General features: G+C 48.8%; 26 protein-coding genes and 1 tRNA gene. 17 read left to right on the top strand and 10 right to left on the bottom strand.

Features of this window, described 5'->3' with window-relative positions:
- Positions 1–376: 376 nt before the first annotated feature.
- The 5 genes from speD to C8D98_RS08895 are packed head-to-tail and all read left to right on the top strand — an operon-like array spanning position 377 to position 4,777.
- The gene (gene speD / locus C8D98_RS08875; RefSeq protein WP_132873775.1) at positions 377–799 is read left to right on the top strand and encodes an S-adenosylmethionine decarboxylase; all 423 of its coding nucleotides are present in this window, start codon (positions 377–379) and stop codon (positions 797–799) included.
- Positions 799–1,752 (top strand): GNAT family N-acetyltransferase, encoded by a 954-nt coding sequence (locus C8D98_RS08880; protein WP_132873776.1) that lies wholly within the window; start codon positions 799–801, stop codon positions 1,750–1,752. The genes speD and C8D98_RS08880 overlap by 1 nt, the downstream gene beginning before the upstream one ends.
- Complete coding sequence (locus C8D98_RS08885; RefSeq protein ID WP_165871249.1) at positions 1,745–2,971, top strand: ATP-grasp domain-containing protein; 1,227 nt, start codon at positions 1,745–1,747, stop codon at positions 2,969–2,971. Before C8D98_RS08880 ends, C8D98_RS08885 begins: the two co-directional genes overlap by 8 nt.
- Positions 2,971–4,296, top strand: a complete 1,326-nt coding sequence (locus C8D98_RS08890; RefSeq protein ID WP_132873778.1) for a diaminopimelate decarboxylase family protein — start codon at positions 2,971–2,973, stop codon at positions 4,294–4,296. Before C8D98_RS08885 ends, C8D98_RS08890 begins: the two co-directional genes overlap by 1 nt.
- A gap of 37 nt (positions 4,297–4,333) precedes the next feature.
- Entirely contained in the window at positions 4,334–4,777 is a 444-nt protein-coding gene (locus C8D98_RS08895) for a hypothetical protein (protein WP_132873779.1), read from the top strand.
- 40 nt (positions 4,778–4,817) lie between these two features.
- On the opposite strand, the gene C8D98_RS08900 is transcribed toward C8D98_RS08895, so the two are convergent.
- On the bottom strand, positions 4,818–6,812 hold the full coding sequence (locus C8D98_RS08900; protein WP_132873780.1) for an acyltransferase family protein: 1,995 nt from the start codon (positions 6,810–6,812) through the stop codon (positions 4,818–4,820).
- 102 nt (positions 6,813–6,914) lie between these two features.
- Here C8D98_RS08900 and C8D98_RS08905 point away from each other — a divergent pair, with 102 nt between their 5' ends.
- Positions 6,915–7,337, top strand: a complete 423-nt coding sequence (locus C8D98_RS08905; protein WP_132873781.1) for a MarR family winged helix-turn-helix transcriptional regulator — start codon at positions 6,915–6,917, stop codon at positions 7,335–7,337.
- A 47-nt stretch (positions 7,338–7,384) separates the two neighbouring features.
- Positions 7,385–8,233 (top strand): (Fe-S)-binding protein, encoded by an 849-nt coding sequence (locus C8D98_RS13750; RefSeq protein ID WP_165871250.1) that lies wholly within the window; start codon positions 7,385–7,387, stop codon positions 8,231–8,233.
- Positions 8,234–8,277: 44 nt separating this feature from the next.
- On the opposite strand, the gene C8D98_RS08915 is transcribed toward C8D98_RS13750, so the two are convergent.
- Positions 8,278–8,349 (bottom strand) — tRNA-Val (locus C8D98_RS08915).
- Positions 8,350–8,398: 49 nt separating this feature from the next.
- Complete coding sequence (locus C8D98_RS08920) at positions 8,399–9,073, bottom strand: DUF2231 domain-containing protein (protein WP_207891254.1); 675 nt, start codon at positions 9,071–9,073, stop codon at positions 8,399–8,401.
- A gap of 115 nt (positions 9,074–9,188) precedes the next feature.
- Here C8D98_RS08920 and C8D98_RS08925 point away from each other — a divergent pair, with 115 nt between their 5' ends.
- Positions 9,189–9,956: an NlpC/P60 family protein gene (locus C8D98_RS08925; RefSeq protein WP_132873783.1), complete on the top strand. Its 768-nt coding sequence runs from the start codon at positions 9,189–9,191 to the stop codon at positions 9,954–9,956.
- Here the strand turns inward: C8D98_RS08925 and C8D98_RS08930 are convergent.
- The 3 genes from C8D98_RS08930 to C8D98_RS08940 form a co-directional block, all read right to left on the bottom strand.
- Positions 9,953–10,894 (bottom strand): AEC family transporter, encoded by a 942-nt coding sequence (locus C8D98_RS08930; RefSeq protein ID WP_132873784.1) that lies wholly within the window; start codon positions 10,892–10,894, stop codon positions 9,953–9,955. The two genes, C8D98_RS08925 and C8D98_RS08930, sit on opposite strands and share 4 nt — an antisense overlap.
- A 107-nt stretch (positions 10,895–11,001) precedes the next feature.
- Positions 11,002–11,379, bottom strand: a complete 378-nt coding sequence (locus C8D98_RS08935; protein ID WP_243640948.1) for a Rid family detoxifying hydrolase — start codon at positions 11,377–11,379, stop codon at positions 11,002–11,004.
- Positions 11,376–12,050 carry a hypothetical protein gene (locus C8D98_RS08940; protein WP_132873786.1) on the bottom strand — a complete coding sequence of 225 codons (675 nt, stop codon included), beginning with the start codon at positions 12,048–12,050 and terminating at the stop codon, positions 11,376–11,378. The genes C8D98_RS08935 and C8D98_RS08940 overlap by 4 nt, the downstream gene beginning before the upstream one ends.
- A 119-nt stretch (positions 12,051–12,169) precedes the next feature.
- Here C8D98_RS08940 and C8D98_RS08945 point away from each other — a divergent pair, with 119 nt between their 5' ends.
- From C8D98_RS08945 to C8D98_RS08985, 9 genes are all read left to right on the top strand, one after another.
- A complete protein-coding gene (locus C8D98_RS08945; protein WP_132873787.1) occupies positions 12,170–13,144 on the top strand; it encodes a polyprenyl synthetase family protein in 975 nt (324 codons plus the stop codon).
- A gap of 4 nt (positions 13,145–13,148) precedes the next feature.
- On the top strand, positions 13,149–14,126 hold the full coding sequence (gene amrS, locus C8D98_RS08950) for an AmmeMemoRadiSam system radical SAM enzyme (RefSeq protein WP_132873788.1): 978 nt from the start codon (positions 13,149–13,151) through the stop codon (positions 14,124–14,126).
- Positions 14,087–14,995 (top strand): FAD:protein FMN transferase, encoded by a 909-nt coding sequence (locus C8D98_RS08955; RefSeq protein WP_132873789.1) that lies wholly within the window; start codon positions 14,087–14,089, stop codon positions 14,993–14,995. The genes amrS and C8D98_RS08955 overlap by 40 nt, the downstream gene beginning before the upstream one ends.
- Positions 14,982–15,326 (top strand): NusG domain II-containing protein, encoded by a 345-nt coding sequence (locus C8D98_RS08960; RefSeq protein WP_132873790.1) that lies wholly within the window; start codon positions 14,982–14,984, stop codon positions 15,324–15,326. Before C8D98_RS08955 ends, C8D98_RS08960 begins: the two co-directional genes overlap by 14 nt.
- Positions 15,307–15,843, top strand: a complete 537-nt coding sequence (locus C8D98_RS08965) for a Gx transporter family protein (protein WP_132873791.1) — start codon at positions 15,307–15,309, stop codon at positions 15,841–15,843. Before C8D98_RS08960 ends, C8D98_RS08965 begins: the two co-directional genes overlap by 20 nt.
- Complete coding sequence (locus C8D98_RS08970; protein WP_165871251.1) at positions 15,828–16,421, top strand: Maf family protein; 594 nt, start codon at positions 15,828–15,830, stop codon at positions 16,419–16,421. Before C8D98_RS08965 ends, C8D98_RS08970 begins: the two co-directional genes overlap by 16 nt.
- On the top strand, positions 16,411–17,946 hold the full coding sequence (locus C8D98_RS08975; protein WP_132873793.1) for a long-chain-fatty-acid--CoA ligase: 1,536 nt from the start codon (positions 16,411–16,413) through the stop codon (positions 17,944–17,946). Before C8D98_RS08970 ends, C8D98_RS08975 begins: the two co-directional genes overlap by 11 nt.
- Complete coding sequence (priA, locus tag C8D98_RS08980) at positions 17,943–19,889, top strand: replication restart helicase PriA (RefSeq protein ID WP_132873794.1); 1,947 nt, start codon at positions 17,943–17,945, stop codon at positions 19,887–19,889. The genes C8D98_RS08975 and priA overlap by 4 nt, the downstream gene beginning before the upstream one ends.
- A gap of 83 nt (positions 19,890–19,972) precedes the next feature.
- Positions 19,973–20,338 (top strand): PAS domain S-box protein, encoded by a 366-nt coding sequence (locus C8D98_RS08985; RefSeq protein ID WP_132873795.1) that lies wholly within the window; start codon positions 19,973–19,975, stop codon positions 20,336–20,338.
- Here the strand turns inward: C8D98_RS08985 and tadA are convergent.
- Genes tadA through C8D98_RS09005 form a run of 4 tightly spaced genes read right to left on the bottom strand, consistent with a single transcriptional unit; the run spans position 20,301 to position 22,997 of the window.
- Complete coding sequence (gene tadA, locus C8D98_RS08990; protein ID WP_132873796.1) at positions 20,301–20,789, bottom strand: tRNA adenosine(34) deaminase TadA; 489 nt, start codon at positions 20,787–20,789, stop codon at positions 20,301–20,303. The two genes, C8D98_RS08985 and tadA, sit on opposite strands and share 38 nt — an antisense overlap.
- Complete coding sequence (locus C8D98_RS08995; RefSeq protein ID WP_165871252.1) at positions 20,786–21,472, bottom strand: RsmE family RNA methyltransferase; 687 nt, start codon at positions 21,470–21,472, stop codon at positions 20,786–20,788. The genes tadA and C8D98_RS08995 overlap by 4 nt, the downstream gene beginning before the upstream one ends.
- Positions 21,469–22,239 carry a metallophosphoesterase gene (locus C8D98_RS09000; protein WP_132873798.1) on the bottom strand — a complete coding sequence of 257 codons (771 nt, stop codon included), beginning with the start codon at positions 22,237–22,239 and terminating at the stop codon, positions 21,469–21,471. Before C8D98_RS09000 ends, C8D98_RS08995 begins: the two co-directional genes overlap by 4 nt.
- The gene (locus tag C8D98_RS09005) at positions 22,221–22,997 is read right to left on the bottom strand and encodes a 50S ribosomal protein L11 methyltransferase (protein WP_132873799.1); all 777 of its coding nucleotides are present in this window, start codon (positions 22,995–22,997) and stop codon (positions 22,221–22,223) included. Before C8D98_RS09005 ends, C8D98_RS09000 begins: the two co-directional genes overlap by 19 nt.
- Positions 22,998–23,002 lie beyond the last annotated feature (5 nt).

A 23,002-nucleotide genomic window follows, 5' to 3' on the forward strand; every position in this document is an offset into this window, starting at 1 on the left:
GGCGTATTTTCGGGTGATTTCTGCAAAATAGCCTGAATTTTATATTTTACAGCCTGTTTTTTGATGTTGTTTACTGAAATATCCAATATCAAGCCCTGTTTTTAGGCTCACATCCACATCACAGCATTGTATAGCCGGATTGAACAGATATAATATTCATACTAAACAACAGTAACTTAAGAGATATGCTTTCATCATGCAAAATACATGCATATCAAATTTATATATTAAAGTAAAAAAATCTCAGGGTTTCGGGTCGAAACATATTTTTTTATTGACTATTTAAACCTTTCAGAATAATAACTGTCAACAATCTAATAATGATGCCGCAGACGCTGAAAAAACCAGCTCCGCCGCGGGTCAGGGAGTCAGATAAATGGCAGAACAGACAACAATTTCCGCGGAGCCCGACAGGTGGAAAAAACTTGTTGACGAAGCGGTTCAGGCAAAGGTCTGGGGCATAGCCTCCAGTTTCGATATTTACGACTGCAATCCCGACACGATAAGAAGCGCAGAAGCCATAAAACAGTTCGTTCTCGAACTCTGCGATCTCATAGAAATGAAACGTTTCGGAGAAACCGTTGTGGTTCACTTCGGCGAAGACGAAAAGGTCGCCGGATTCTCCATGACCCAGCTGATTGAGACATCCCTCATTTCGGCGCATTTTGCTAACCTTACAAACACGGTATATCTGGACGTTTTCAGCTGCAAACCCTATGACCCTTCTGTGGTGGAAGCCTTTGCCACAAAGTTTTTCGGCGGTTCACGCTGCAATACAAACGTTAATCTCAGGTACTGATGCTCACCCTTTCAGTTACAGACGACTACGACGGATGCCGCAAACTCTGGGAACGTTTCATCCCGCAAAACGTAATTTTTGATCTGTGGGACGTGCGCAATTGTTTTCACAGGGCGTTCGGGCGCAGGCTATGCTTTGTAACCGCTGAGAAGGACGGACTGACAGTGGGCTTTCTGCCCTTGTGCATAGTTCCCGAAACCTCCACCCTAGCCTATTTTCCGGGCGAAACATGGCACGGCAAAACCTGGCTGGAACAGAACAGAACAGTTGCCGACAGCAGAGAGACACTCAATGCCATGATAGATTTCGCCTGCGAAAAGCACGGCCTAGGATATCACATACGCTACCTTCTGCCCGACAACGGACTTTCAATAGACGTTGAGGACGAAACGGGATATATCTTCGTTCCCTCAGCCCATTCATGTTCAATGGAGGGGTATTACTCCTCTTTTTCAGGAAAAAACGCCAAAAAAATGAAAAAGGAATCATCGGTATATGAAGAATCCGTCACCGTAGTTTATGACAGGGCGGAGGATTTCGAAGTGCTCATCAAAATGAACACCGACAATTTCGGCACTGACTCCTATTTTTCAGATCCCAGATTCGCAGACGGATTCAGGAATCTTGCAAGCTATCTGAACAGAAACGGAATGCTTAGGGTAACGTCTGTTCTGGTAGACGGCGAGTTTGCCGCTGTGGATGCCGGAAGCATCTATAAAAACGTTTACACGCTCCTTGCAGGCGGCACATCACCTAAATTCAGAGGCATAGCCAAATTTATAAACACGCTCCATCTGAAATACTCATGCGAAATGAATTTTGACCATGCGGATTTTCTCTGCGGCGATTTCGGCTGGAAAGCCATGTTCCACCTTCAGCCACGCCCGCTTTATAAACTGTCAAACACCGACGAATCCGTCTTCGAAAAATCTGCGGAGGCCTGCCATGCGTGAAATGCGTGTTCTGGTGACGGGTTCAACACCCGACTACAACGAGATAATCCACCAGCGTTACGGAAGCGAGACCCTATTTCTCACCGACAAGAACCAGAGCGCAGAATGGAACGGATTCAAACCGCCTAAAAAGGATGAATGCCTGTTCGACCTGAGAGATATTTCAGGAGCCGTTGAGGCGATAATTAAACACGCAGAGACCCACAACATAGGCTTTTCGGGCATAACCTGCTTCGACTGCGAGGCTTTGCCCCTTGCCGCCCGCATAGCTGAGAGGCTCGGACTCAGATTCTCCCCCCTGGCGGCCATCGAAAACGCACGCTCCAAAGCAGGCTCACACCTCATCTGGCAGACAAAGAGCATCCCATGCCCGCACACAATAAAGCTCTTTTCCCCTGACGACGTTGAGCAGGCGGAAAAGACCGCAAAGTTCCCCGCCGTTATAAAACCAGCCACAGGGAGCGGCAGCGAGCTTGTGTTTCTTGTTAAGGATATAGCGGAGACCGCAGAAAAATATCTGTACATAACCGACAGAATAGGCTGTCACCCGAATCAGCGCATGTACCCCACCTGCGGATGCACCCTTGAGGAATATATCGAAGGGGACGAGTTCAGCTGCGACTGGGTGATGAAAGACGGACAGGCGGAGATAATACGCATCGCCGAAAAGGTGCGGGATGATTCCCTCTCCTTCGGAACGGCTCTGGCATACATTGTTCCCCCCTCAAAGCCTTTGGACACCGAAAAGCTCAAAAAGATACTGGTGAACGGAGCCAGAACCCTCGGTTTCAGCGAAATGATAGCAATGACCGACTTTCTGGTGAAGGACGGTGAGATTTATCTCATAGAAATGACTCCCCGTTTCGGCGGCGACTGCCTGCCCGACACCGTAATGGCATCCGCCGGATTCGATATTTTCCGTGCGGCTCTGGACTATGCCGCAGACGGCGAAATCTCAGTCCCCGACCTCTGGCTGACAACCGCATCCGTGCGGATTCTAGCAGACAGAAAAGGCTCGCTGGACAGAGTTGATATTCAGCCTGATGAAAGGATTATCTTCACCCGCATCGAGCGGGAAAAGGGTCACAAAATTGTCCTGCCCCCCGAAAACTATTTCTCACGGATCATAGGCCATGTGGTCTTCCGCCCCGATGAGAAAAAATGCGTCCACGAGCAGATACGGGAGATACGTTCTAAAATTTCGGTGGAATACGCCTGATGTATATTGAAGAACACTCGGAGGCGCTGAAACACCTCCTGAAACACCGCACCCCTGCCCTGCCGCAGGAACTTCTGAATAAATGCGTTGCAAAAGTACATTCCATGGCGGATGTTTTCCTTTCGGCAGCCGAAAAATTCGGTTCCCCTCTCTATTTTATAGACAAACAGGCACTTTTAAACAGCGCAGACCTTTTCAGATCGGCTTTTTCGTCAAAATTTGACGACTTCACGCCCTATTTCGCAATGAAAAGCTGTAATCATCCGTATATTATCAGAACTCTGGCGGAAGCAGGTTTCGGAATAGACGTTTCAAGCGGCGTTGAGCTTCAGACGGCCATAGGCTGCGGAGCAGAAAAAATAGTGTTCAGCGGCCCCGCAAAAACGCTGAAAGAACTTTCACTGGCGGCGGAATATTCGGACAGAGTGACCATACTCTGCGACAGCTTCACCGAGCTTAACAAGCTGTCCTCTCTGGGCAGAAACGTGCGCATAGGCGTGCGGCTCACCACTGAAAATAACCCTCTGTGGCGCAAGTTCGGGATACCGCTGGATGAGCTGCAAAGATTCATCATGACCGCCGCGGAGATAAAACATATCAGCTTCTGCGGGGTGCAGTTCCACTCAAGCTGGAACCTCACACCGGATAACCACACGGCGCTTATAAAACTCATCGGCGAAACAATAGCCGAACTGCCGGAAAAATTGAGAAATATGATTGAGTTCATGGACATAGGCGGGGGCTACTGGCCGGAGGACGGCGAATGGCTTCTGGCTGATTCCGCAGAGGAGATGAAGCTGAACAAACAGCTGTTAAAGAATCCCTGCGACCCGCTGGATCACCGCTGTGTGCCTTCAACAGGCATAGATATCTATGCGGATGCAGTCTGGGCGGCAGTGGAAACTCATATCAGACCGCACCTGAAATGTGCAATATATGCCGAACCGGGCAGATGGGTCTGCCACGAGTCAATCCACCTTCTTCTGAGGGTTGAGGATATAAAACTTCCGGATATCGCCATAACCGACGGCGGCACGAATATGATAGGCTGGGAAAGGTTCGAGATGGACTACTTTCCGGTGGTGAACGTTTCAGATATTTCCATGACCGAGCACCCTATGATGATCCTCGGTTCTCTCTGCACGCCCCACGACATCTGGGGACACACATTCCACGGCGGCGGCGTAAAAATCGGCGACGTACTGGTGATTCCCAATCAGGGGGCATACACCTACAGCCTCAGGCAGAATTTCATTAAATCCGTACCAGAAAGCGTTGTTTTTGACGGCAAAAACATAAACGGGGTAAATTGCACTTCATTTTAAAAAGATTACAGTTAGACTGCCTGAAATAGGAGGTCTTATGAAAAAATCTGCAATATTGTTTCTTTTCTCTTTCGTCGTTCTTTCCTCAACAGCGGCAAAAGCTGACATAAACGTAAATATCGACATAAACGGTATGCCTTCGGTATCCGTTTCCGCTGACGCAACCGTTGTTCTTATACCGGACACACCCGACGTATATTTTGTGGACAATTCCCAGGAAGATATCTTTTTATGGAACGGTTTCTGGTGGAAATCCATGAACGGAAAATGGTTCAAATCCGAGAGTGCAAACAGCGGATGGCAGGTGTTTGTGGGCACACCCCAATTCTTCACCACTGTAAAACCGGATTGGAGAAAGGAGTATAAGTCAGGCAAATGGAACGGCAAACCCTGGAGATATGAGAAAGTGCCCTATGGTCATATGAAAAAAGGAAAAAAAGATAAAGGGCACGGAAAAGAAAAAGGTCACAAAAAAGACTGATAAATCAAATAAAACGCCGTACTTTCAAAGTAGTGCGGCGTTATTTTTTCAAAATATCGTCAAAAATCCATTTCCCCTGCTCCACAACATATTTCGAACCGTAAATTGAAAGATGGTCGTCATCCGCATAAAGGGATTTTCCGCTCTCGGTAAGCCTACATTCACCGTCTTTGCAAAATACGTTCTGAATATCTATGACTTTTACGTTTGTCTTCTGCCTCACACGCTCCAGAACCTTTAAAACATCCTCGTTCCGCTCTTCATAATGGCTGTAGGGAAGAGTTGAGGACACGAATGAGGTCAGCGCAGGAAAAACGTGTTTAAAATACTCTATTTTACCCATTTCCGAAGGCACGTCATAGGGCACTTCCGGAACGTCCATAACAAAATAAACGTTCTTGCCCGCCCGCTCCAGAGAACCCACTGTGCGGATGAGCGCCTCTTCGAAAACTTTCAGATTGTCCTTCTCTATAACGTTTTTGGTAAGGGCACTGTCCAGAGTTATCTCGGTGCCGAAATCGTTGCCCAGCATGGGTTTTCCGGAGTAAACCTCCCATCTGCCAACAAGGAAGATATCCCTTATTCCGGCATCGGCGGTCACTTCATTAAAGATAATATCGTTAAACTGGCGGCAGTTGGTGGGAACATCGTTCAGCAGAATACGCACCAGACGCAGAGGCGGACATGAGGACTTTCCGGCAAAAACTCCGGTAATGCCGTTCTCTTGACCGTATCTGTTCATTCCGTCTGTCAGCGAAAGCGCATGGGAATCCCCCCACACTATGAAGCTGGGCAGTCTGTCGCTGTCGCCCATGCGGCAGAGATTGCTTATCTTGGCTTTCATTGGGTCACGGTAGTAGCATTCGGTGCTTCTGTAGGTGCTCTCCTGAACGTCTGTAACAACGCTTACGGATTCGGGCATCCTAGAGGGCATTCCGTCTGTCTTATAGACCACAGCACCCGCCAGAGTGAACAGAGCCATCACCGCCGCTGTGCCGATGAACAGCCTGCGGGGGCTTGTGAACTTCATCCGCCTGAAAGGCTGTTCCACAAGATAAAACGATATAACTGCCAGAAGGAAAGTAAGCCCTATTGCAAACCAGTCGGAAACGAAAAATACGTCACCCACCAGATTCTTATAATAATTACGGAACGCTATGAAAGGCCAGTGCCACAGATAGAGCGCATATGACAGCAGACCGATGAACACCATCGGACGGAGGGAAAGGATGCGGTTTATGATACCCCTCTCACCTGCGTATATCACCAGTGCAGTACCCACGCACGGAATAAGCGCACTGTAGCCCGGAAAAGGAGTTGCGGAATTGAAAAGCACCACGGATGCCGCTATCATCCCGAAACCTGCCGCAGAAAGCACGTTAAGCACTGCATAGTTATCGGTGCGTCTGAAAACCCCCAGAGCCAGCATAGAGCCGAGCATCAGCTCCCAAGCCCTTGTGGGCAGAAGATAAAAAGACATTTCAGGCTTACGGTAGGTCAGAAAAACACTGAGCAGAAGGGACACGGCAAAAACCGCCGTAACGGCGAATCCTGCGTTTTTCCGCTTTCTGTAGAGCCAGAAAAGAAACAGCGGGAAAAGAATATAAAACTGTTCCTCAACTCCCAGCGACCATGTATGCAATAGGGGTTTTGTCTCCGCCGCCTCGTCAAAATAGCCGCTCTGTTTCCAGAAAAAAAAGTTTGAGCCAAAAAACACCGTTGCGGCAACACTCTTTCCGAAATTGCGGAAATGCTCCGGCAGAAGCAGAAACCACGACATGATTATGGTGGCAAACATCATGAAATAGAGCGCAGGGAAGATACGCTTGATACGGCGCACATAGAAGTTTGAAACGGAGAAAGTGCCCTCCGCCATCTCAGCGGAGATTATCCCCGTTATGAGGTAGCCGGAAATTACAAAAAAGATGTCCACGCCCACATAGCCGCCGGAAAAAGCTGATATCCCCGCATGATAGAGAATCACCGGCAAAACGGCAATCGACCTGAGTCCGTCAACGTCTTTTCTGTACTGCACCCTGCACCGCCATTGTTATTTGCAGTGGGGATTATATTATCAAATCCGGCGAAACACAAGAAAACCGTTGAAATCCCCAGATTAAAGTGTATATACACTATTATGAAAAAAGAAAGCTCGGTCTGCAACTGCGTAAACATCCGCAGGGCATCGCAGGCAGTCACAGAAATTTATGACGGATATCTTTCGGAGAGCGGTCTGAAAATCGGCCAGTTTTCCATGCTGAGACACATCAGCTACATGGAGCCTGTTAATGTCAGCAGACTGGCTGAGAAGATGCGTCTGGACAGAACCACCCTTGTCAGAGGGCTGAAGATATTGGAAAAAGAGGGATATGTCGCCGACACATCCGATGCGGGAACCAGAAGCAGAAGCCTGAAACTGACAGTTGAGGGTCACAATGTTCTTGCTGAGGCAGAACCCATGTGGCAGGCGGCTCAAAAACATCTGGAAGAACATATGGGCAAGGACACTCTGAAAGATCTGGTCTCTCTCCTTTCAAAGTTGGAATCCCTCACGCCCTGATTTTATTTAACCATAATCGTGCATATACACGTTTTTCAGGAGGATATATGAAACAGCAGCTAATCAAAAGGATAAAAGACTTTTTATTCAACCATCCGGAAAATCTGCACCCCGCCACAGGTAAAAAGTTTTATGACGAACCGGATGTTTTCTTCGCCTCCGCAGACGACCCCATATTCGAAAAATTTAAAGATGTGGTCTCGCCGGAACATCTGACCCCAAAAGAGATAATAGAACTGGAATATGGCGAAGGCAGTTACAGCGGCGGAACCGTCATTGTAATTGTTCAGGCCATTCAGGAGGACGTGCGGAAAAGCAACCGCAGCCGCACGGAAATGGCTTCTGCAGAGTGGGCTATGAGCCGAGCTTACGGTGATGAGATTTTTCTGAAAACCCGCATCAAAGAGATAGCCGGACAGCTGAAAGAGGAAGGGTACAAGGCTGTGATGCCATGGCTTTCAGACTGGTTCAGAGTTATGCGGAACAAAAGAGACCTGACCTCAAACTGGTCGGAGCGCCACGCCGCATATGCCGCAGGAGCAGGCACCTTCGGGCTGAACGACGGATTTATCAGCGACAAAGGGATGAGCATCAGGATCATGACCATTGTCACCGACCTTGTGATAGAGCCGGACGTGCGTCAGGAAGGAAGCCATACCCGCAGCTGTCTTTTCCTCTCAAAAGGACTCTGCGGGGCATGCATAAAAAGATGTCCAGCGGATGCTATCTCAAAAGACGGCCACGACAAGATGAAATGTTACATGTTTGTATACGGAGAGGCATCGAAAAAGTTTGCTGTTGAGGCAGGCGGACTGGAGAAGGCGGGAAGCGGATGCGGACTGTGCCAGACGAAAGTCCCCTGCGAGTTCCGAAATCCAATGGCAAAGATAGCTTAGAAAAACAAAAAGGCCATACTAGTTATCAGTATGGCCTTAATATATAGGCACGGCAGGGATTGAACCAGCGACCCTCGCCACGTCAAGGCGATGCTCTCCCACTGAGCTACGTGCCTGTGGAAGTGAGATAATACATATTCATAAAAACTTTTTCAACAACTTTTTTCAACCCCAGCTGAGTTTTCCGCCGTTGAAACCTATGATCCCCAATACAGGCACGTTTGCAAAGAGCAGAACGTTGTAAAGTGCGCCGTCGTCACCTGCGGAAAAATATAAAACTATCTCCAGAAGACACATGGCAAGGAGAATGAATGAAAAAATGATCTTTGTCATAAAGAGTTTGTTTTTTGTCATGCCATAGTTGACCCACCAGCTGACAAAGCCCGCACCTATTGTCGGCACCATGAAAACAGTTGCCGTCACCAGAGAATAGAACCCCGCTGTGGAGAACGACGGATAGCCGGTTATGTAATACATCAGCTGCATTATCACCGTGAAATTGATGAGTCCCATAGGAAAGTGAATAAGCATGGGGTGGGGGTGAAAAATGCGGTAGAGGCTTCTGATGGTCTCTTTAAGGCCGGACTCCTGCTCGGTCTTCTCTTTCGCCTCTTTCATGGACTCAACATCGCCCACATGTGAAAAACGCTCAAGAACCTCCACACCGTGGGGGGCTGATTTCAATGCCTCGGTCAGATCCATTCCCGCAAAATGTTTGCCGGCATGCTTCCCGTTTTTCCAGAGTCTGCTCTCAGTAACGTCATAGACCCTGCCCTCGTTTGATACAAAGCTCTTCCGACCATCCTTTCCATCAAAATTTTGCAGTTCTTCTTTTTTCACTTTCATCTCCGGAAAAATTTGGTTAATATCTGAATCTAGTATACATGATAAACACTTTCAAGTCTTTAGAAGTGTTTATTTTTTTATTCCAATAATTGATAATAACGGTAAATATATGATAAAAATAAAACTTCTCTTTTTCGCCCTCATGTTCATGACCTACGCATGCTCCATAGCAGCCCCCAGCTTCACAGATTCACCGGACACTATAAACCTTAACCAGCAGAACAGACGACTTAAATCGATGCAATATACCATTCAGGCCGGAGCCTTCGGCGACGTTAACAACGCAAAACGCCTCGAAGCCAAACTGGACAGCAACGGACTGGATACCTACCACTTCCTCGACAAGGACGGACTCTATAAGGTGCGTTTCGGAAACTTCCGCACCAGAGCGGAAGCTGTTGCCACAGCCAAAAAGCTTCAGCGTGCAGGCTCAATCGACGTTTTCTATGTTGTTGCTCCGGAAGAGTATGAAGCGGCAAAACCCGAATATCTGGGCGACGTTTCAGGTCTGCGCAAGGCTATAGTTGAAACCGCCATGAGATACATCGGCGTGCCCTATGAGTGGGGCGGAACTTCTGATGCGGGATTCGACTGCAGCGGACTTACAATGGCTGTTTACAGACTGAACGGTCTTGATCTGCCCAGAGTTTCCAAAGAACAGTTCGAAGAGGGAAGCTATGTCAGCAGAGATGAGCTCCTGCCCGGCGACCTTGTTTTCTTTGACACAAGACGCCTCGGCAGAGTATCCCACGTCGGGATATATGTTGGCGACGGCAAGTTTGTTCATGCGCCCAGCCGAGGAAAACACGTTCGTGTTGAAAGACTCGACCTCGACTACTTCGTAAGATCATACAGAGGCGGCAGAAGCTACTTCTAAGAAAGTACCCGCATAAAAAACGCTATCCAGAGGGGGATGGTGAACATTCCCGCTATTGTGGTAGTGAATATTGTCTGCGCCGCCGTTTCCACATCTCCGCCGAAATATTTAACAATAACGATGCTCAGCATCCCCGCAGGCATAGACGCCTGAACGGCAGTTATCATCTTAAGCTCGTGGGACACGGGCAATATCATTACGGTCAGCACCATCAGAGCCGGAATAACAAACATTCTCAACAGAACTGCACCGAAAGAAACGAGCCATCCGCCCTTTTTTATCAGTGCGGAAGCGTTTTCGGCCAGTGTTGCGCCGCTCACAAAAATACCTATAGGTATCGCTGCTACCACTACCGGATGCATTATCTTTCTTGCCCATTCGGGAATAACGTCCCCGCCTATCGCAAAGTTGACCGCAAGAGATGCGAAAATAGCTATCAGCGGCGGATTTTTCAGAAGAGCTTTCATGTTCTTGATGGAAAATCCCGTAAGCATCCCTATTCCAACCGACCAATAGGCAGTATCTATCCCTATGTTGTGAACCAGAAGAAGCCCCACTGCGCTTTTGCCCAGAATATGCTCTGTCAGGGGGATTGATATGAAGCCGTAGTTATAGATACCCACGGTAAATGCGAAGGATGCGGCGGAGGCTTTTTCTCTGATGCCGAAATATTTCACCGTCGCCAGAGAAACAATGTAGCCTATCACGATGCCGTAGAAACCCACCAGCGGAGCGGCAATAACGTTTCCGATATCTTTCAGGGCATCGTTTCCCACCACATAGTTAACTATCAGAACGGGAACAAGAACATTGATATAAAACTTCAGTATCAGTTTTTCGGGGCGGCCTCTGGTGATGCCCAGCCTGTTTGTTGCACCGCCCAGAAAGGCGAACGCCATGTAAGGAAGAAGAATAGCAAAAATACCGGAATAGCTCATTGTGTTTCCTATAAAAAAACCCTCCGCAACGGAGGGTTCGGATTGATAAAAAAGCAAATGTCATCCCGAGCGTGAGCGAAGGATGACGGCATTGTGCATCTGAACTGCTATCTGACGCAGATGCAGTCGAGTTCTATCAGAACGTCCTTGGGCAGTCTGGCCACCTCAACAACAGCTCTGGCGGGTCTGTGGTCGCCCATTGCTTCGGAATATATCTCGTTTATAGTGCCGAAATCGTCCATGTTCTTAATGTAGATCGTGACCTTAGCTATGCTCTTTTTACCGAACTCGGCATCCTCAACAACTGCCAGCAGGCTGTCGATAGCTCTTTTCGCCTGTTCCTTTATGCCGCCCTCGACAATCTTCATGCTCTCAGGGTCAAGGGGTATCTGACCGGAAACAAAAAGCATGTTACCGGAGATAATAGCCTGACTGTAGGGTCCTATGGCCGAAGGTGCTCTGTCTGTCTGAAAAGGTATGTTCATATTCTCAACCCCCTGATGATAGTCCATGACATATAATATTTCTGTTCTTCGCTCATAGGTTCGAAGAACATTTCATGTTCGGTTTCGTTTTTGAAAAGATATCTGTTGAAAACGTCGCTGCCGAAAAGGGACTGAACCTCGCTCACTGAAGAATCGCATATCAGCTCTTCGGTCTTAATGTTCATGAAAAGGTTGTGGATTGCGTTGCTGACGGTGACCGACCATCTGCTGAGCTTGTCCTTTATAGGAAGCTGAGCCGCATCAGACAGCATAGCCAGAACGTCCCTGCCCTGAGAATCGTATATCTTCGGATAAACCGAAAGCACCAGCCGCCCGCCGACGTTCAATGAACCGTGCAGAGCGTATACGACATCGTGAATAGGCTGAAAAACGAAAGAGCCGCCGAGGGATACGTGGGTGTCCACCCTCGCCCTGCGCATGGTCTGGGAAACTGACATCTCAACCTTCATGGGGTTTATGTTCTCCGGAACAGACGACATATCGTATGTCAGCGCATTGACGGTGTCGAATATTTTTTTATCTGCCAGATATTTCGCAGTGAAAAAGTTATTGAAAGAAGATTCGCAGACCTTCCCTCCCGGTTTCAGAAACAGGCCGTCCAGCAGTTTATAGTAAATAATCTGTAAATCTTCAGTCTGTCTTCTGTTCAAAGCATTACCTTTTTATTTACACGCGTTTAATTATCGTATATTGTTAAAATACTTGTGCGTGGGTAACAATATACTCTGATTTTCTAAATCGACAACCAAATTTTGCGGAGATCTCTCGAATGAATATTAACGATGTACTGGCTCTGGTGGACAAAGAAAGGGACGCTGTTGAGAAGGAACTTCTGGCCAATCTGGATTCCGATGTCAAGATGGTGAACGAAGTGGCCTCCTATGTGTTTGAAAGCGGAGGCAAAAGACTTCGCCCCGTGTTTCTCATTCTGTCTGCCATGATGTCCGGCTATAAAGGCGAAAGAACCGCAACGCTTTCAGGCGTTGTCGAATATATCCACACGGCAACACTGCTCCATGACGATGTTATCGACGGAGCTAAATTCCGCAGAGGCAAAGAGAGCGCAAACAGGGTGTTCGGAAACGACATAGCCGTTCTCTGCGGCGACTTCCTCTATTCCCGTGCGTTCATGAACCTTGTGAAAGACGGCGACAGCCGCATCCAGATGCTTCTGGCGGTTGCAGCCAGAACAATGAGCGAGGGCGAGGTCTTCCAGCTGGTTAAGACCGCTGACGTTAAAATTAAATTCGAAGACTATCTTAAAATCATAAACTCAAAAACGGCGGTTCTCTTCTCCGCATGCTGTGAAACGGGAGCGATCCTCGGCGGCGTGAGCGACGAAAGACAGGCCGCAATGCGAGACTACGGAACGAAGCTTGGAATCGCATTCCAGATGGCGGACGATATCCTCGACTATCTGGGCGATCCCGAAAAAACGGGCAAAAAACCCGGAACCGACCTGAACGAGGGCAAGATAACCCTTCCGGTTCTCAAACTGCTTGAAGCATCCACAGAGGCTGAGCAGAAACGTATCCGAGAGATAATCGTCGATGAAAAAGCCACCGACGAAAACCTTGAATACATCCTCGGCCTGATGAAAAAATATGACGTGAAAAAACGCTCCGAGGCAGTGGTTGACGAATACATCTCAGCCGCCAAGGCAAACCTGAAACTCTTCCCCGAATCGCCCTACAGGGATGCGCTTGACTTCCTCGCCGACTACATGGTAGCCCGGGAAAAATAAGCCTATGAAAGCACGATATTGGCAGGCTGAAGATAATCAGTGTGTCAGATGTGTGCTTTGTCCCCATACATGCATGATCGAAAACGGCAGATCAGGCAAATGCCTGATACGGAAAAATATCGGCGGTGTGCTGACCGCATCCGCATACGGCCGTGTTGCCTCCGCCGCTGTTGACCCCATAGAAAAAAAACCTCTCTATCACTTTCATCCGGCGTCAAACATCCTTTCCATTGGGTTCAACGGGTGCAACATGTCCTGTCTTTTCTGTCAGAACTGGCAGATCAGCACACGGGAAACGGCAACTCAGGAAGCGTCACCCCAAAGACTTATCGAAACAGCTCTGGATGCAAAGAGCATCGGCATAGCCTACACCTACAATGAACCCCTCACCAACTTCGAGTTTGTGATGGACTGCGCAAAGGCGTTCCGTCAGGCGGGGCTTAAAAACGTTATAGTATCCAACGGCATGATAAACCCCGAACCGCTCAGGGAACTGATACCGTTTCTGGATGCCGCCAACATTGACCTGAAAGGCTTCACCGAGGAGTTCTATCAGGAACACGGCGGACGGCTGAAAACAGTTAAACACACCATAGAGGCTCTTTTCAGAGGCGGTGTGCATCTGGAGGTGACTAACCTTCTTATCCCCGAAAAGAACGGCAGAGAAGAGGATTTTGAGAGAATGTGTTCCTTTCTGGCGAACATAAGCCCTGAGATACCTCTGCACATCTCAGGCTATTTTCCCCAATACAAATACGACTTTCCGCCCACCCCAAACAATACATTGACCGAATACGCAAAAAAGGCTAAAAAATATCTTAACTTCATATATATAGGCAACCGTGGCGACTGCGGATTCACTGACACTGTGTGTGCCGGATGCGGACACACTCTGATAAGGCGCAACGGCTACGAAACCTGTTGCCTCACGGATAAAAACACATGCCCAGCCTGTTTGCGAAAATTTTATGCTGTCTTCTGATTGTAGCTCTGTTCGGATGCAAGGAATCCTATAAAACCGAACAGTTCTACGCAATGGGCACGTTCGTTTCCATAACCGTTCCGGAGAAGAACGCAGACATAATAGTCAACGCCAGAAGCAAGATAACCTCTCTGGAGGCGGCTGTTAAAGAGGATACGGAAAAGTTTAACCGCAACCCCAGATATAAACCCAGACCCGCAGTTGCAGAACTTATCGAAAGGGGCAGTTCATACGAACTTATCACCGACGGAAGATTCAGCGTCTATGCGGCAACCATCTCCAAGCTCTATGGATTTCCCGAAGGTGCATACCGTGTGCCCGACCAGAGCGAACTGGACACAGCCCTTGACAACATAAGCAGAGGGACTAACGTTAGTCTTGATCTGGGAGCCTATGCGAAGGGCTGGATTGTCGACGAGGCCATCCGCACCATTAAGGAGGCCGGAATAAAAACCGCAATGGTGAACGCCGGAGGCGACCTTTACGCTCTGGGCAAAAGACCCGACAGGGACTGGAGAGTTGCCATTCAGGATCCCAAAAACAGCAGAGACTATATCTCAATAGTCAACCTTGAGAATATGGCGGTCGCCACCAGCGGCGACTATGAGCGGGCATTCAAAGCTCCCGACGGCAGAATGATATTCCACATATTTGACGCCACAACAGGGCAGAACCCCGAATATTACCACAGCGTCAGTGTTATAGCCCCCACAACCGAAGAGGCGGACGGGCTGTCCACTGCGTTTTTCCTGATAAACCCTTCGGAAGTGCGGGCGAAATGCGCAAAGCTCAAGACACCCGTTCTGCTGTACACCGTGAACGGAAATCTTATGAAGCTCTGCGGATGGGAAAAATTTGAAAAGAAGTAAGCTCGACATCCTCATAATATCTGCACTTATAGCCGCATCGCTGTTTTACATGCTAAATGTATCCGGCGGCGAAAAGCGTCTGTATCTCATTGACACAAAGAAGAAAGAGGAAATCAAACTGAAAGACGCAAACATCAGTCTGGACAACGGACATGTTATCATACAGGTTACGGCTGAAGGGGCAAGGTTTCTGGAATCGGACTGCCCAAATAAAGTATGCATAAAACAGGGCTGGGTGAAAAACTGCGGGGATACCGCCGTATGTGTGCCCAAGCATCTGGCACTGGTTATGGAATGCAAAGAGCAGGACTATGACGCAATCTCCCAATAGCCACAACAGACTGGCAATGACAGGGCTTTTCGCCGCAATGACTGTTGCGCTGGGAGTTCTGGAGTCTTTTATCGCCCTGCCCGTTCCGGGTGTGCGTATCGGTCTGTCAAACGTCGGCATAATGCTCTGCCTCTATCTGATAGATTTTCCTGCCGCACTCTATGTTGCTGTGACAAAGGCAATTCTGGTTCCGCTTCTCACAGGAAACCTTATCGTAAAAATGTCCATTGCACTCCCCTCCACCCTTGCGGCAACAGTCGTTATGGGTATTTTTGTGTTTGTGCTGGGCAGGTTCACAACACCGCTGTCAATAGGCGCTCTTGGAGCGGTTGCTCACATCTGCACTCAGTTTCTGGTAGTAAAAACCCTTTACATAAAAGCGGATGCGATTTATAACCTATTACCGTTTTTTTGCTTTTTCTCCGTGCTGACGGGCGTCCTTACGGGCTATATCACACGGATAATCATAAACAATATTCGAGAGGATGAAAGGTGCATCACATGTTTCAGAAAATAATACTCGCCAGCGGCTCACCCAGACGCAGGGAAATGATGACACGTCTGGGAATCAACTTCCAATACGTCACATCCACAGCAAAAGAGGACATGAACCCCGAAACACCTGTAGCAGACCTCACAATAAAAAATGCGGCAATGAAAGGCTATGACGTTGCCAGTATCTATGACGAAGCATTCATTATTGCGGCGGACACTATTGTCTCCTGCGAAGGCAGGATCTTCGGCAAACCCAACGGCGAAGAAGACATCTATGACGCACTTCGTTTTCTGAGCGGAAAAAAACATCAGGTCACCACAGGCGTGGCCATCATAAACAAAAGAGCGGGCGTTTGCGAACGCTTCTCAAAAACGACAGACGTTTATTTTAAAAAGTACAGCGACAGTTTTATCAAGTGGTACATAGCCACGGACGAACCCAAGGACAAGGCCGGCTCATACGCAATTCAGGGCAAGGGCTGTCTTATGGTTGATAAGATTGAAGGCTGTTATGATAACGTAGTGGGGCTGCCGGTTTCCGAACTTTTCGAAAGGCTGATAAAGTTCGGCGTCAGACCCGGAGGACTTAATGCCTATTAAACTGGTTCATCAAACACTGGAAACCCATGCCGCCGAAAGAGGCGGTAAAAAGTACCTGACATTCGGCAAGGACAAATTCAGCTACAGAGAGATTAACTCAAAAGCCCAGAAACTTGCCAATTTATTGAACACGAGGGGATTTCAAAAGGGCGACCGCATCTGTCTGATGCTAGAGAACAGCCCGGAGTTTTTCATCAGCTTTTTCGGTATTCTTAAAGCCGGATGCGTATGCATCCCCATCAACACATTCTTTATAAAAGAGGAAGTCGCTTACATAATAAACGACTCCGAAGCAAAACTTTTTATCACTTCGGCTGATTTTGCCGAAGTTGCCGACAGCATCAGCAAGAAATGCCCGACCCTTAAAACCGTTATGACCTTTGAGGACACAAAGTTCATGTCGGAGAACATCTATCGCCTGCTGAACAAGATGACCGATGAAAAACTCAGCATTGAGCTTACATCAGACGATCTTGCGGTGTTCGTCTATTCTTCGGGCACAACAGGCCACCCAAAAGGCGCAATGCTGACCCACGGAAACATGGTCGCAAACGCATACGCATGCCTTATGCGATTCCATGTGACCACCAGCGATGTTTTCCTTCTTTTCCTCCCCTCTTTCCATTCTTATGCCCTTATGACGTGTGTTCTTCTGCCCACATATGTGGGTTCGTCCATCATCATTCTGGGCAGCGTGAACGACCTGAAAAAGAAATCGTTCCGCAACATTCTGCTGTTCCAGCGACCGACATTCTTCCTCGGCGTTCCGCAGGTATACACTGCACTGCTGAAGGCAAAAATGCCCGCATGGTTCATCAAGTTCTTCTACCCCATAAAGCTCCACGTCAGCGGCGGTGCGCCCCTGCCGGAGGAGACGCTTGTCAAATTCAGAGAAAAGTTCAGGCATCCCATCATAGAGGGCTACGGACTTTCTGAAGCCTCCCCCGTGGTCAGCGTAAACAGACTGGACTTTCAGAAACCCATGTCCGTAGGTCCCGCTCTTGACGGAGTTGAGGTCAAAGTTGTCAACGAAAACGAAATGGAACTCCCCGCCGGACAGGTGGGCGAGCTTATCGTAAAAGGTCCCAACGTGATGAAGGGCTACTGGAACATGCCCGGACTCACCGACATGACCCTGCGCAACGGATGGCTCTTCACAGGCGACCTTGCAAAAATTGACGAAGACGGCTACATCTACATAGTCGACCGCAAAAAGGATCTCATCATCGTTAAGGGTATCAACGTTTACCCAAGAGAGATCGAGGAACAGCTCCACAAGCACGAAGCTGTGGATGCGGCGGCGGTCATAGGTCTGCCCGACAGAAACAGCGGCGAGATCCCCGTGGCATACATAAAGCCGAAACCGGGAATGACCATTAACGAAAAGGACATAAAAGGCTACCTGCGCAACTATCTGGCGCATTTCAAAATACCCAAGCAGGTTCACGTCTGCGAGGATATGCCCATGACAGCCACAGGCAAAGTTCTTAAAAGGGAGCTCAAGAAACGGGTTCTCAATATATGAAATACTACGATGTTATGCTCCCCGTTCCGGCGGGGGGCATCTACACCTATATCTGCGAAACCGAACTTAAAGCGGGGCAGAGGGTGGAGGTTCCGCTGGGCAGAAGAGAACTGTGCGGAATCGTTACAGGCGAAAACATCGAACCCAGACCGGACATAACCTACAGAGAAATCAAAACAATCAAAGACGACGAACCGGTGTTCGGCGAGAAATATCTGAAATTCATCCGTATGATATCAGACTATTACTGCGTCGAGGTCGGCGGCGTTCTCAACGGAATACTCTCAGGCGCAGTTCTTGAGTCACAGCGGACAAATCCGGAGGTGAAATCCTTCGAGAGAAGGGATATCACCCTGAACGTTCACCAGATACCCGTTTATGATGCAATCAGCAGTGAGCTTAACAGCGGGTTTTCGGTGCATCTTGTCTACGGGGTAACTGGAAGCGGCAAAACCGAGATATTCATTGAACTGGCGAAGCAGGTCATAGCTCAGGGCAAAAAGGTTATGTACCTTGTGCCGGAGATATCGCTTACGCCCCAGATTGAGAACAGGCTCTCAGCCCGGATCGGTTTCGACGTTATGTCATATCACAGCAAAAAGACACCGAAGAAGCGGAACGACACCTTCTGGGCCTTCGCCAAAGGCGACCTTAAGATGGTGCTGGGCGCACGGAGCGCACTGTTTCTGCCGTCCGACGACATAGGGCTTATCATTGTAGACGAGGAGCACGAATCCAGCTATAAGCAGGAGGACACCCCGCCCTACCACCTCAGAGACATGGCCGTGCTCTACGGCAAGCTGCTCGACATACCCGTCATACTCGCCAGTGCCACGCCGTCACTTGAGAGCTGGCAGAATGCTGTCAGCGGGCGATACCGACTGCATACCATTCCCTGCCGTCCCGACACCGACATGCCCGATATCGAGATAGTCGATATGAAAAAAGAGGAACCCATAGGCGGTGTGCTGTCCGAAAGGCTATACAACGAACTCTACAAAACCATAGAGAACGGCGAACAGGCCATCCTGCTCATAAACCGCAAAGGCTATTCCCATACTCTCTACTGCCGTTCATGCGGCGAAATGATAATGTGCTCCAACTGCTCCGTGGCAGTGACCTATTACAAATCCAAAGGGCTTTGCAAGTGCAACTACTGTTCGCAGGAGATTCGCAGACCGAAGTGCCACAAATGCGGCAGTGATGATATATCCGAATACGGAGCGGGAACCGAGAAGGTCGCCGAAGCGTTGGAGAACCTTTTCGAGAAAAAGATACTGCGTCTGGATACTGAAAGCGCAACCACATACAATCAGCTTTCAAAAATGCTGAAAGACTTTGAAACGGGTGAATATTCAATCATGGCGGGCACTCAGCTTGTGGCCAAAGGACTGGATTTCGCCAACGTTACACTTGCTGGAGTAATAAACATAGACAACATGTTCGGTCTGCCCGACTTCAGGTCGAAAGAGCGGGCATATCAGCTTCTGGTGCAGGTTTCAGGCCGTGCCGGAAGAGCATCGAAAAAAGGCAGGGTGATAATTCAGACAAACGCACCGGAAACGGACGTTTTCACTCATCTGAACTGTACCGACACGGGATTTTATGAAGCGGAACTCATCCGCAGAAAGCTCTTCAACTATCCTCCGTTTGTCAAAATGTGCCGTGTGACCCTCTCCCACACCAAAGAGGAGACGGCAAAAGAAGCCGCACATTATATTTACGGCGTACTTAAAAGTGTTGGCGGTGATGCGGAAATATTCTATCCCGCTCAGGCTCCGGTATATAAAATATCAAACCGCTACCGCTACGGCATGGTTATCAAAACCAAGACAAACAGCGAAATGTCACGCCTGATAAACATCGCTTCAAAATCACTCAAAGAGAACATGAAATCGACCCTCAGGGTACGTTTCGACCGTGACCCTCAGTTCTTCATGTAAATATCTGTCTTAACAAACTTAATTTGCCATTTACGACCTATGCTCCTATTATTTAATAAAGACGGGTAAGACAGGAGGACTCCATGACAGACTTTCTCAGACAGATGGCGGAAAAAGCGGACGACGGGATTCTCTATGCCGACAAAGAGGGCATAATAAGATACTGGAACTACGGCTGTGAGCGCATTTTCGGCTTTACTAGGGACGAAGCTGAGGGAGCGAACCTCGATCTTATCATCCCCGAAAAGCACAGAGACAGACACTGGAAAGGCTGGTTTAAAGTCCTTGAAACAGGAGAAACGTCCTACAGAGGAAAAATGCTGAAAGTTCCCGCAATAAAGAAGAGCGGCGAAAAGCTGATAATAGAGTTTTCAATGCAGATAATCGAAGAAAACGGCGAAAACGTCGGGTTCACGTCTGTGATAAGGGACGTGACTTTGCGCTCCTGATGGTTTTGAAAAAGTCTTTGAGCATCAGAGATATCTCATCGGCAAAGAGACCGCCCGCATAGTTCACCCTGTGGTTGAGCTTCTCTATGTCGAATGTGTTTGCCAGTGAAACAACGCCGCCGAATTTGGGCTCTGCCGCACCGAAGATAACATTGCGCACCCTGGCATGAATTATGGCTCCCGCGCACATGAGACAGGGTTCAAGGGTGACATACAGCGAGCATTCATCAAGCCGCCAGTCGCCGAAATGCTTCGATGCGTCCTCTATGGCCACTATCTCCGCATGCTTCAGAGCAGACCTGCCGGAGTTTTTGCGGTTAAATCCCCTGCCGATAACCTCGCCGTTATAAACGACCACGGCACCGATGGGCACTTCGCCCTCCTCCCCCGCCAGTTTCGCCTGCTCTATGGCAAGACGCATAAATTTTTCATCGTCTGCGGTAAAGGTCATATATTATCCTGCATCATACGGACGTAGCCTGTGAAAACCACAGACGCCGTCTCCGCTTTCAATATCTGACTGACAGGTTTTATGATTTTAAATCCTTTGGCGGCAAGCATTGAGATCTCTTCCTCGGTAAACCCGCCCTCAGGCCCTATGACAATGCTCATATCCTTTGAAACGGGAGGCATTCCCATAGTCTCTGCTCTCTCGTAGAAAACAATATTCTCAGTTCCGCAGGGGGTTATATCGCTGATATCGATGCTGTCGGCTATGACTGGAAGCTGTTCGTTCTCCGACTGGAGCACAGCCTTAACGGCTATGTCCGTGAACCTGTCACGGGTCTTGTCCTTAAGCTCGTTCAGGCTTCGTCTGCTCACAACGGGGACTATCTCGGTCGCTCCCAGTTCGCTGTATTTCTCAACGGCAAAATCCATGTATTCACGCTTTAAAAGGCACTGATAGACAGTCAGCCTGTAGTCGTGCCTTTTAGTCTCACGAACTATGTCCGCATGGACGGAGGCCGACCGTTTGCCCAGTTCGGTGATCGTGCATTCGGCATATTGTGAGGGTGTCAGAACTCCGAGAGTATCACCCTCTTTCGCCCTGACCACGTTTTTCAGATAATGGAAAACATCGCCTTCAAGGCTGAAAACATCATTTATCATGCCTTCATAGAATATGCGTTTCAATCCATACACCTCTCGCTGACGAACTCGAAATCCCCCGCATCGTCTATCACCATTGCGCTCAGGGCATAGCCGTAGACGCATCCTGTGTCCAGATTGACCGACACAAGCTCTCCCGCCTTATTCCTGTTAACGAACGGGGTTCTGGGGTTATGCTGGGGATCGACCTTTTTAACGGGTGTGTGCCCGTGAACCATGGTATAACCGAAATGCTTCTTCTGGCTTTGTTCTGTGTCCCTTGTCCAGATATAAAGATAATCCTTGCGGCGGCTGTATTCTGTCACCCTGCCCACCTTGCCGTTTGAGGGGCCGAGGCCGGCATGGGAGAACATATATTTGTTTCTGGGATAGTCGTAGCCGAAATACATCTCCGCCGAATCAAAAAACTCCTGATACGGCTCCAGATAGGGTTTGAAATCCCAGTTGGTTACGGTTCCCAGAGTCAGCTTGTTATCCAGTTCCTTCCTGCTGAATGACGAAACGGTGAGCTTTCCGCCTGTGCCGAACCACGCATTCGGCGCATAAACGGCGGACAGACCAGTGTAGTCCAGCATCATGTCCTCATGGTTGCCCAGAAGCATGCGGAACCTGCCCTGCTTTTTCATCTCCATGAACAGCTCCGTGACCTCAAGGCTGTGGAATCCACGGTCGACTATATCCCCCAGAGAGATGTAGTTTACGTCCGAGTAGCGTGCCTCAATGCGGTTTATCAGCCTGTCCAGAGTGCGGATGCACCCGTGGATGTCGCCGATTACTGCTGTGAACGGCATTTAAGAAGCACCCCGCACCACTCCGCCTCGTTCACCGTGCGGACGATATCGTAATCCTTTATGTCTATCTCTTTCATAAACTCTTCATATTCCTCTGCCAGAATGCCCGAATAGACGATGTATTCCGGTTTCATCTCAAGCACGGGGGGATGGATGACCTTCAGAACGCTTGTTATGATGTTCGCCACAATAACGTCAACCTTCTCTGTAAGGCTGTCGATATCCCCTGTCCATGCCTTAACGTTCACATGGTTGCGCTCGATGTTCTCAAGTGTGTTGTCAAGGGCTTCAGGATCAATGTCGAACGCATAAACGTCCTTTGCGCCCCTCTTTGCCGCCGCAATGGCCAGAATGCCGCTTCCGCAGCCCACATCGGCAACATTTTTGCCGCTGACCACGTCCTCAAGCAGGCGTGCCGCACAGCGTGTTGTTGCGTGTGTCCCCGTGCCGAATGCCATGGCGGGGTTGATGATTATTGTTCCGCTGTCGGAGACCGCATCAAGGTCGAAAACGTATTTCAGGCTGTCTGTCAGGTTGCCGGGCTTGATGAACTCCTTCCATTTGGTGTCCCATCCCGTCTCTTCAACCTCAACCTTCTGATACCATTCGTCTTTAATGATGTCCTCCAGCCCGTCGCCAAAGTACACCACAAAGCACAGTTCCTGACCTTTGAAGTCTTCCTCTATGGGATAAATTCCCATATCTTCCAGAATTGTTACGGATTCCTCCGATAATTGTTTAAATCTGTATTCGTACATAGAAA

This window comes from Seleniivibrio woodruffii (genome assembly GCF_004339245.1).
Lineage (GTDB): Bacteria > Chrysiogenota > Deferribacteres > Deferribacterales > Geovibrionaceae > Seleniivibrio > Seleniivibrio woodruffii.

Coding starts and splice junctions, on each gene's coding strand:
- C8D98_RS08885 (WP_165871249.1), top strand. CDS start 1,745: ATGCGTGAAATGCGTGTTCTGGTGACGGGTTCAACACCCGACTACAAC.
- amrS (WP_132873788.1), top strand. CDS start 13,149: ATGAAAGCACGATATTGGCAGGCTGAAGATAATCAGTGTGTCAGATGT.
- C8D98_RS13750 (WP_165871250.1), top strand. CDS start 7,385: ATGAAACAGCAGCTAATCAAAAGGATAAAAGACTTTTTATTCAACCAT.
- C8D98_RS09005 (WP_132873799.1), bottom strand. CDS start 22,997: ATGTACGAATACAGATTTAAACAATTATCGGAGGAATCCGTAACAATT.
- priA (WP_132873794.1), top strand. CDS start 17,943: ATGAAATACTACGATGTTATGCTCCCCGTTCCGGCGGGGGGCATCTAC.
- C8D98_RS08935 (WP_243640948.1), bottom strand. CDS start 11,379: ATGAACATACCTTTTCAGACAGACAGAGCACCTTCGGCCATAGGACCC.
- tadA (WP_132873796.1), bottom strand. CDS start 20,789: ATGACCTTTACCGCAGACGATGAAAAATTTATGCGTCTTGCCATAGAG.
- C8D98_RS08925 (WP_132873783.1), top strand. CDS start 9,189: ATGATAAAAATAAAACTTCTCTTTTTCGCCCTCATGTTCATGACCTAC.
- C8D98_RS08890 (WP_132873778.1), top strand. CDS start 2,971: ATGTATATTGAAGAACACTCGGAGGCGCTGAAACACCTCCTGAAACAC.
- C8D98_RS08955 (WP_132873789.1), top strand. CDS start 14,087: ATGCCCAGCCTGTTTGCGAAAATTTTATGCTGTCTTCTGATTGTAGCT.
- C8D98_RS08985 (WP_132873795.1), top strand. CDS start 19,973: ATGACAGACTTTCTCAGACAGATGGCGGAAAAAGCGGACGACGGGATT.
- speD (WP_132873775.1), top strand. CDS start 377: ATGGCAGAACAGACAACAATTTCCGCGGAGCCCGACAGGTGGAAAAAA.
- C8D98_RS08945 (WP_132873787.1), top strand. CDS start 12,170: ATGAATATTAACGATGTACTGGCTCTGGTGGACAAAGAAAGGGACGCT.
- C8D98_RS08965 (WP_132873791.1), top strand. CDS start 15,307: ATGACGCAATCTCCCAATAGCCACAACAGACTGGCAATGACAGGGCTT.
- C8D98_RS08970 (WP_165871251.1), top strand. CDS start 15,828: ATGTTTCAGAAAATAATACTCGCCAGCGGCTCACCCAGACGCAGGGAA.
- C8D98_RS08930 (WP_132873784.1), bottom strand. CDS start 10,894: ATGAGCTATTCCGGTATTTTTGCTATTCTTCTTCCTTACATGGCGTTC.
- C8D98_RS08905 (WP_132873781.1), top strand. CDS start 6,915: ATGAAAAAAGAAAGCTCGGTCTGCAACTGCGTAAACATCCGCAGGGCA.
- C8D98_RS08895 (WP_132873779.1), top strand. CDS start 4,334: ATGAAAAAATCTGCAATATTGTTTCTTTTCTCTTTCGTCGTTCTTTCC.
- C8D98_RS08975 (WP_132873793.1), top strand. CDS start 16,411: ATGCCTATTAAACTGGTTCATCAAACACTGGAAACCCATGCCGCCGAA.
- C8D98_RS08880 (WP_132873776.1), top strand. CDS start 799: ATGCTCACCCTTTCAGTTACAGACGACTACGACGGATGCCGCAAACTC.
- C8D98_RS09000 (WP_132873798.1), bottom strand. CDS start 22,239: ATGCCGTTCACAGCAGTAATCGGCGACATCCACGGGTGCATCCGCACT.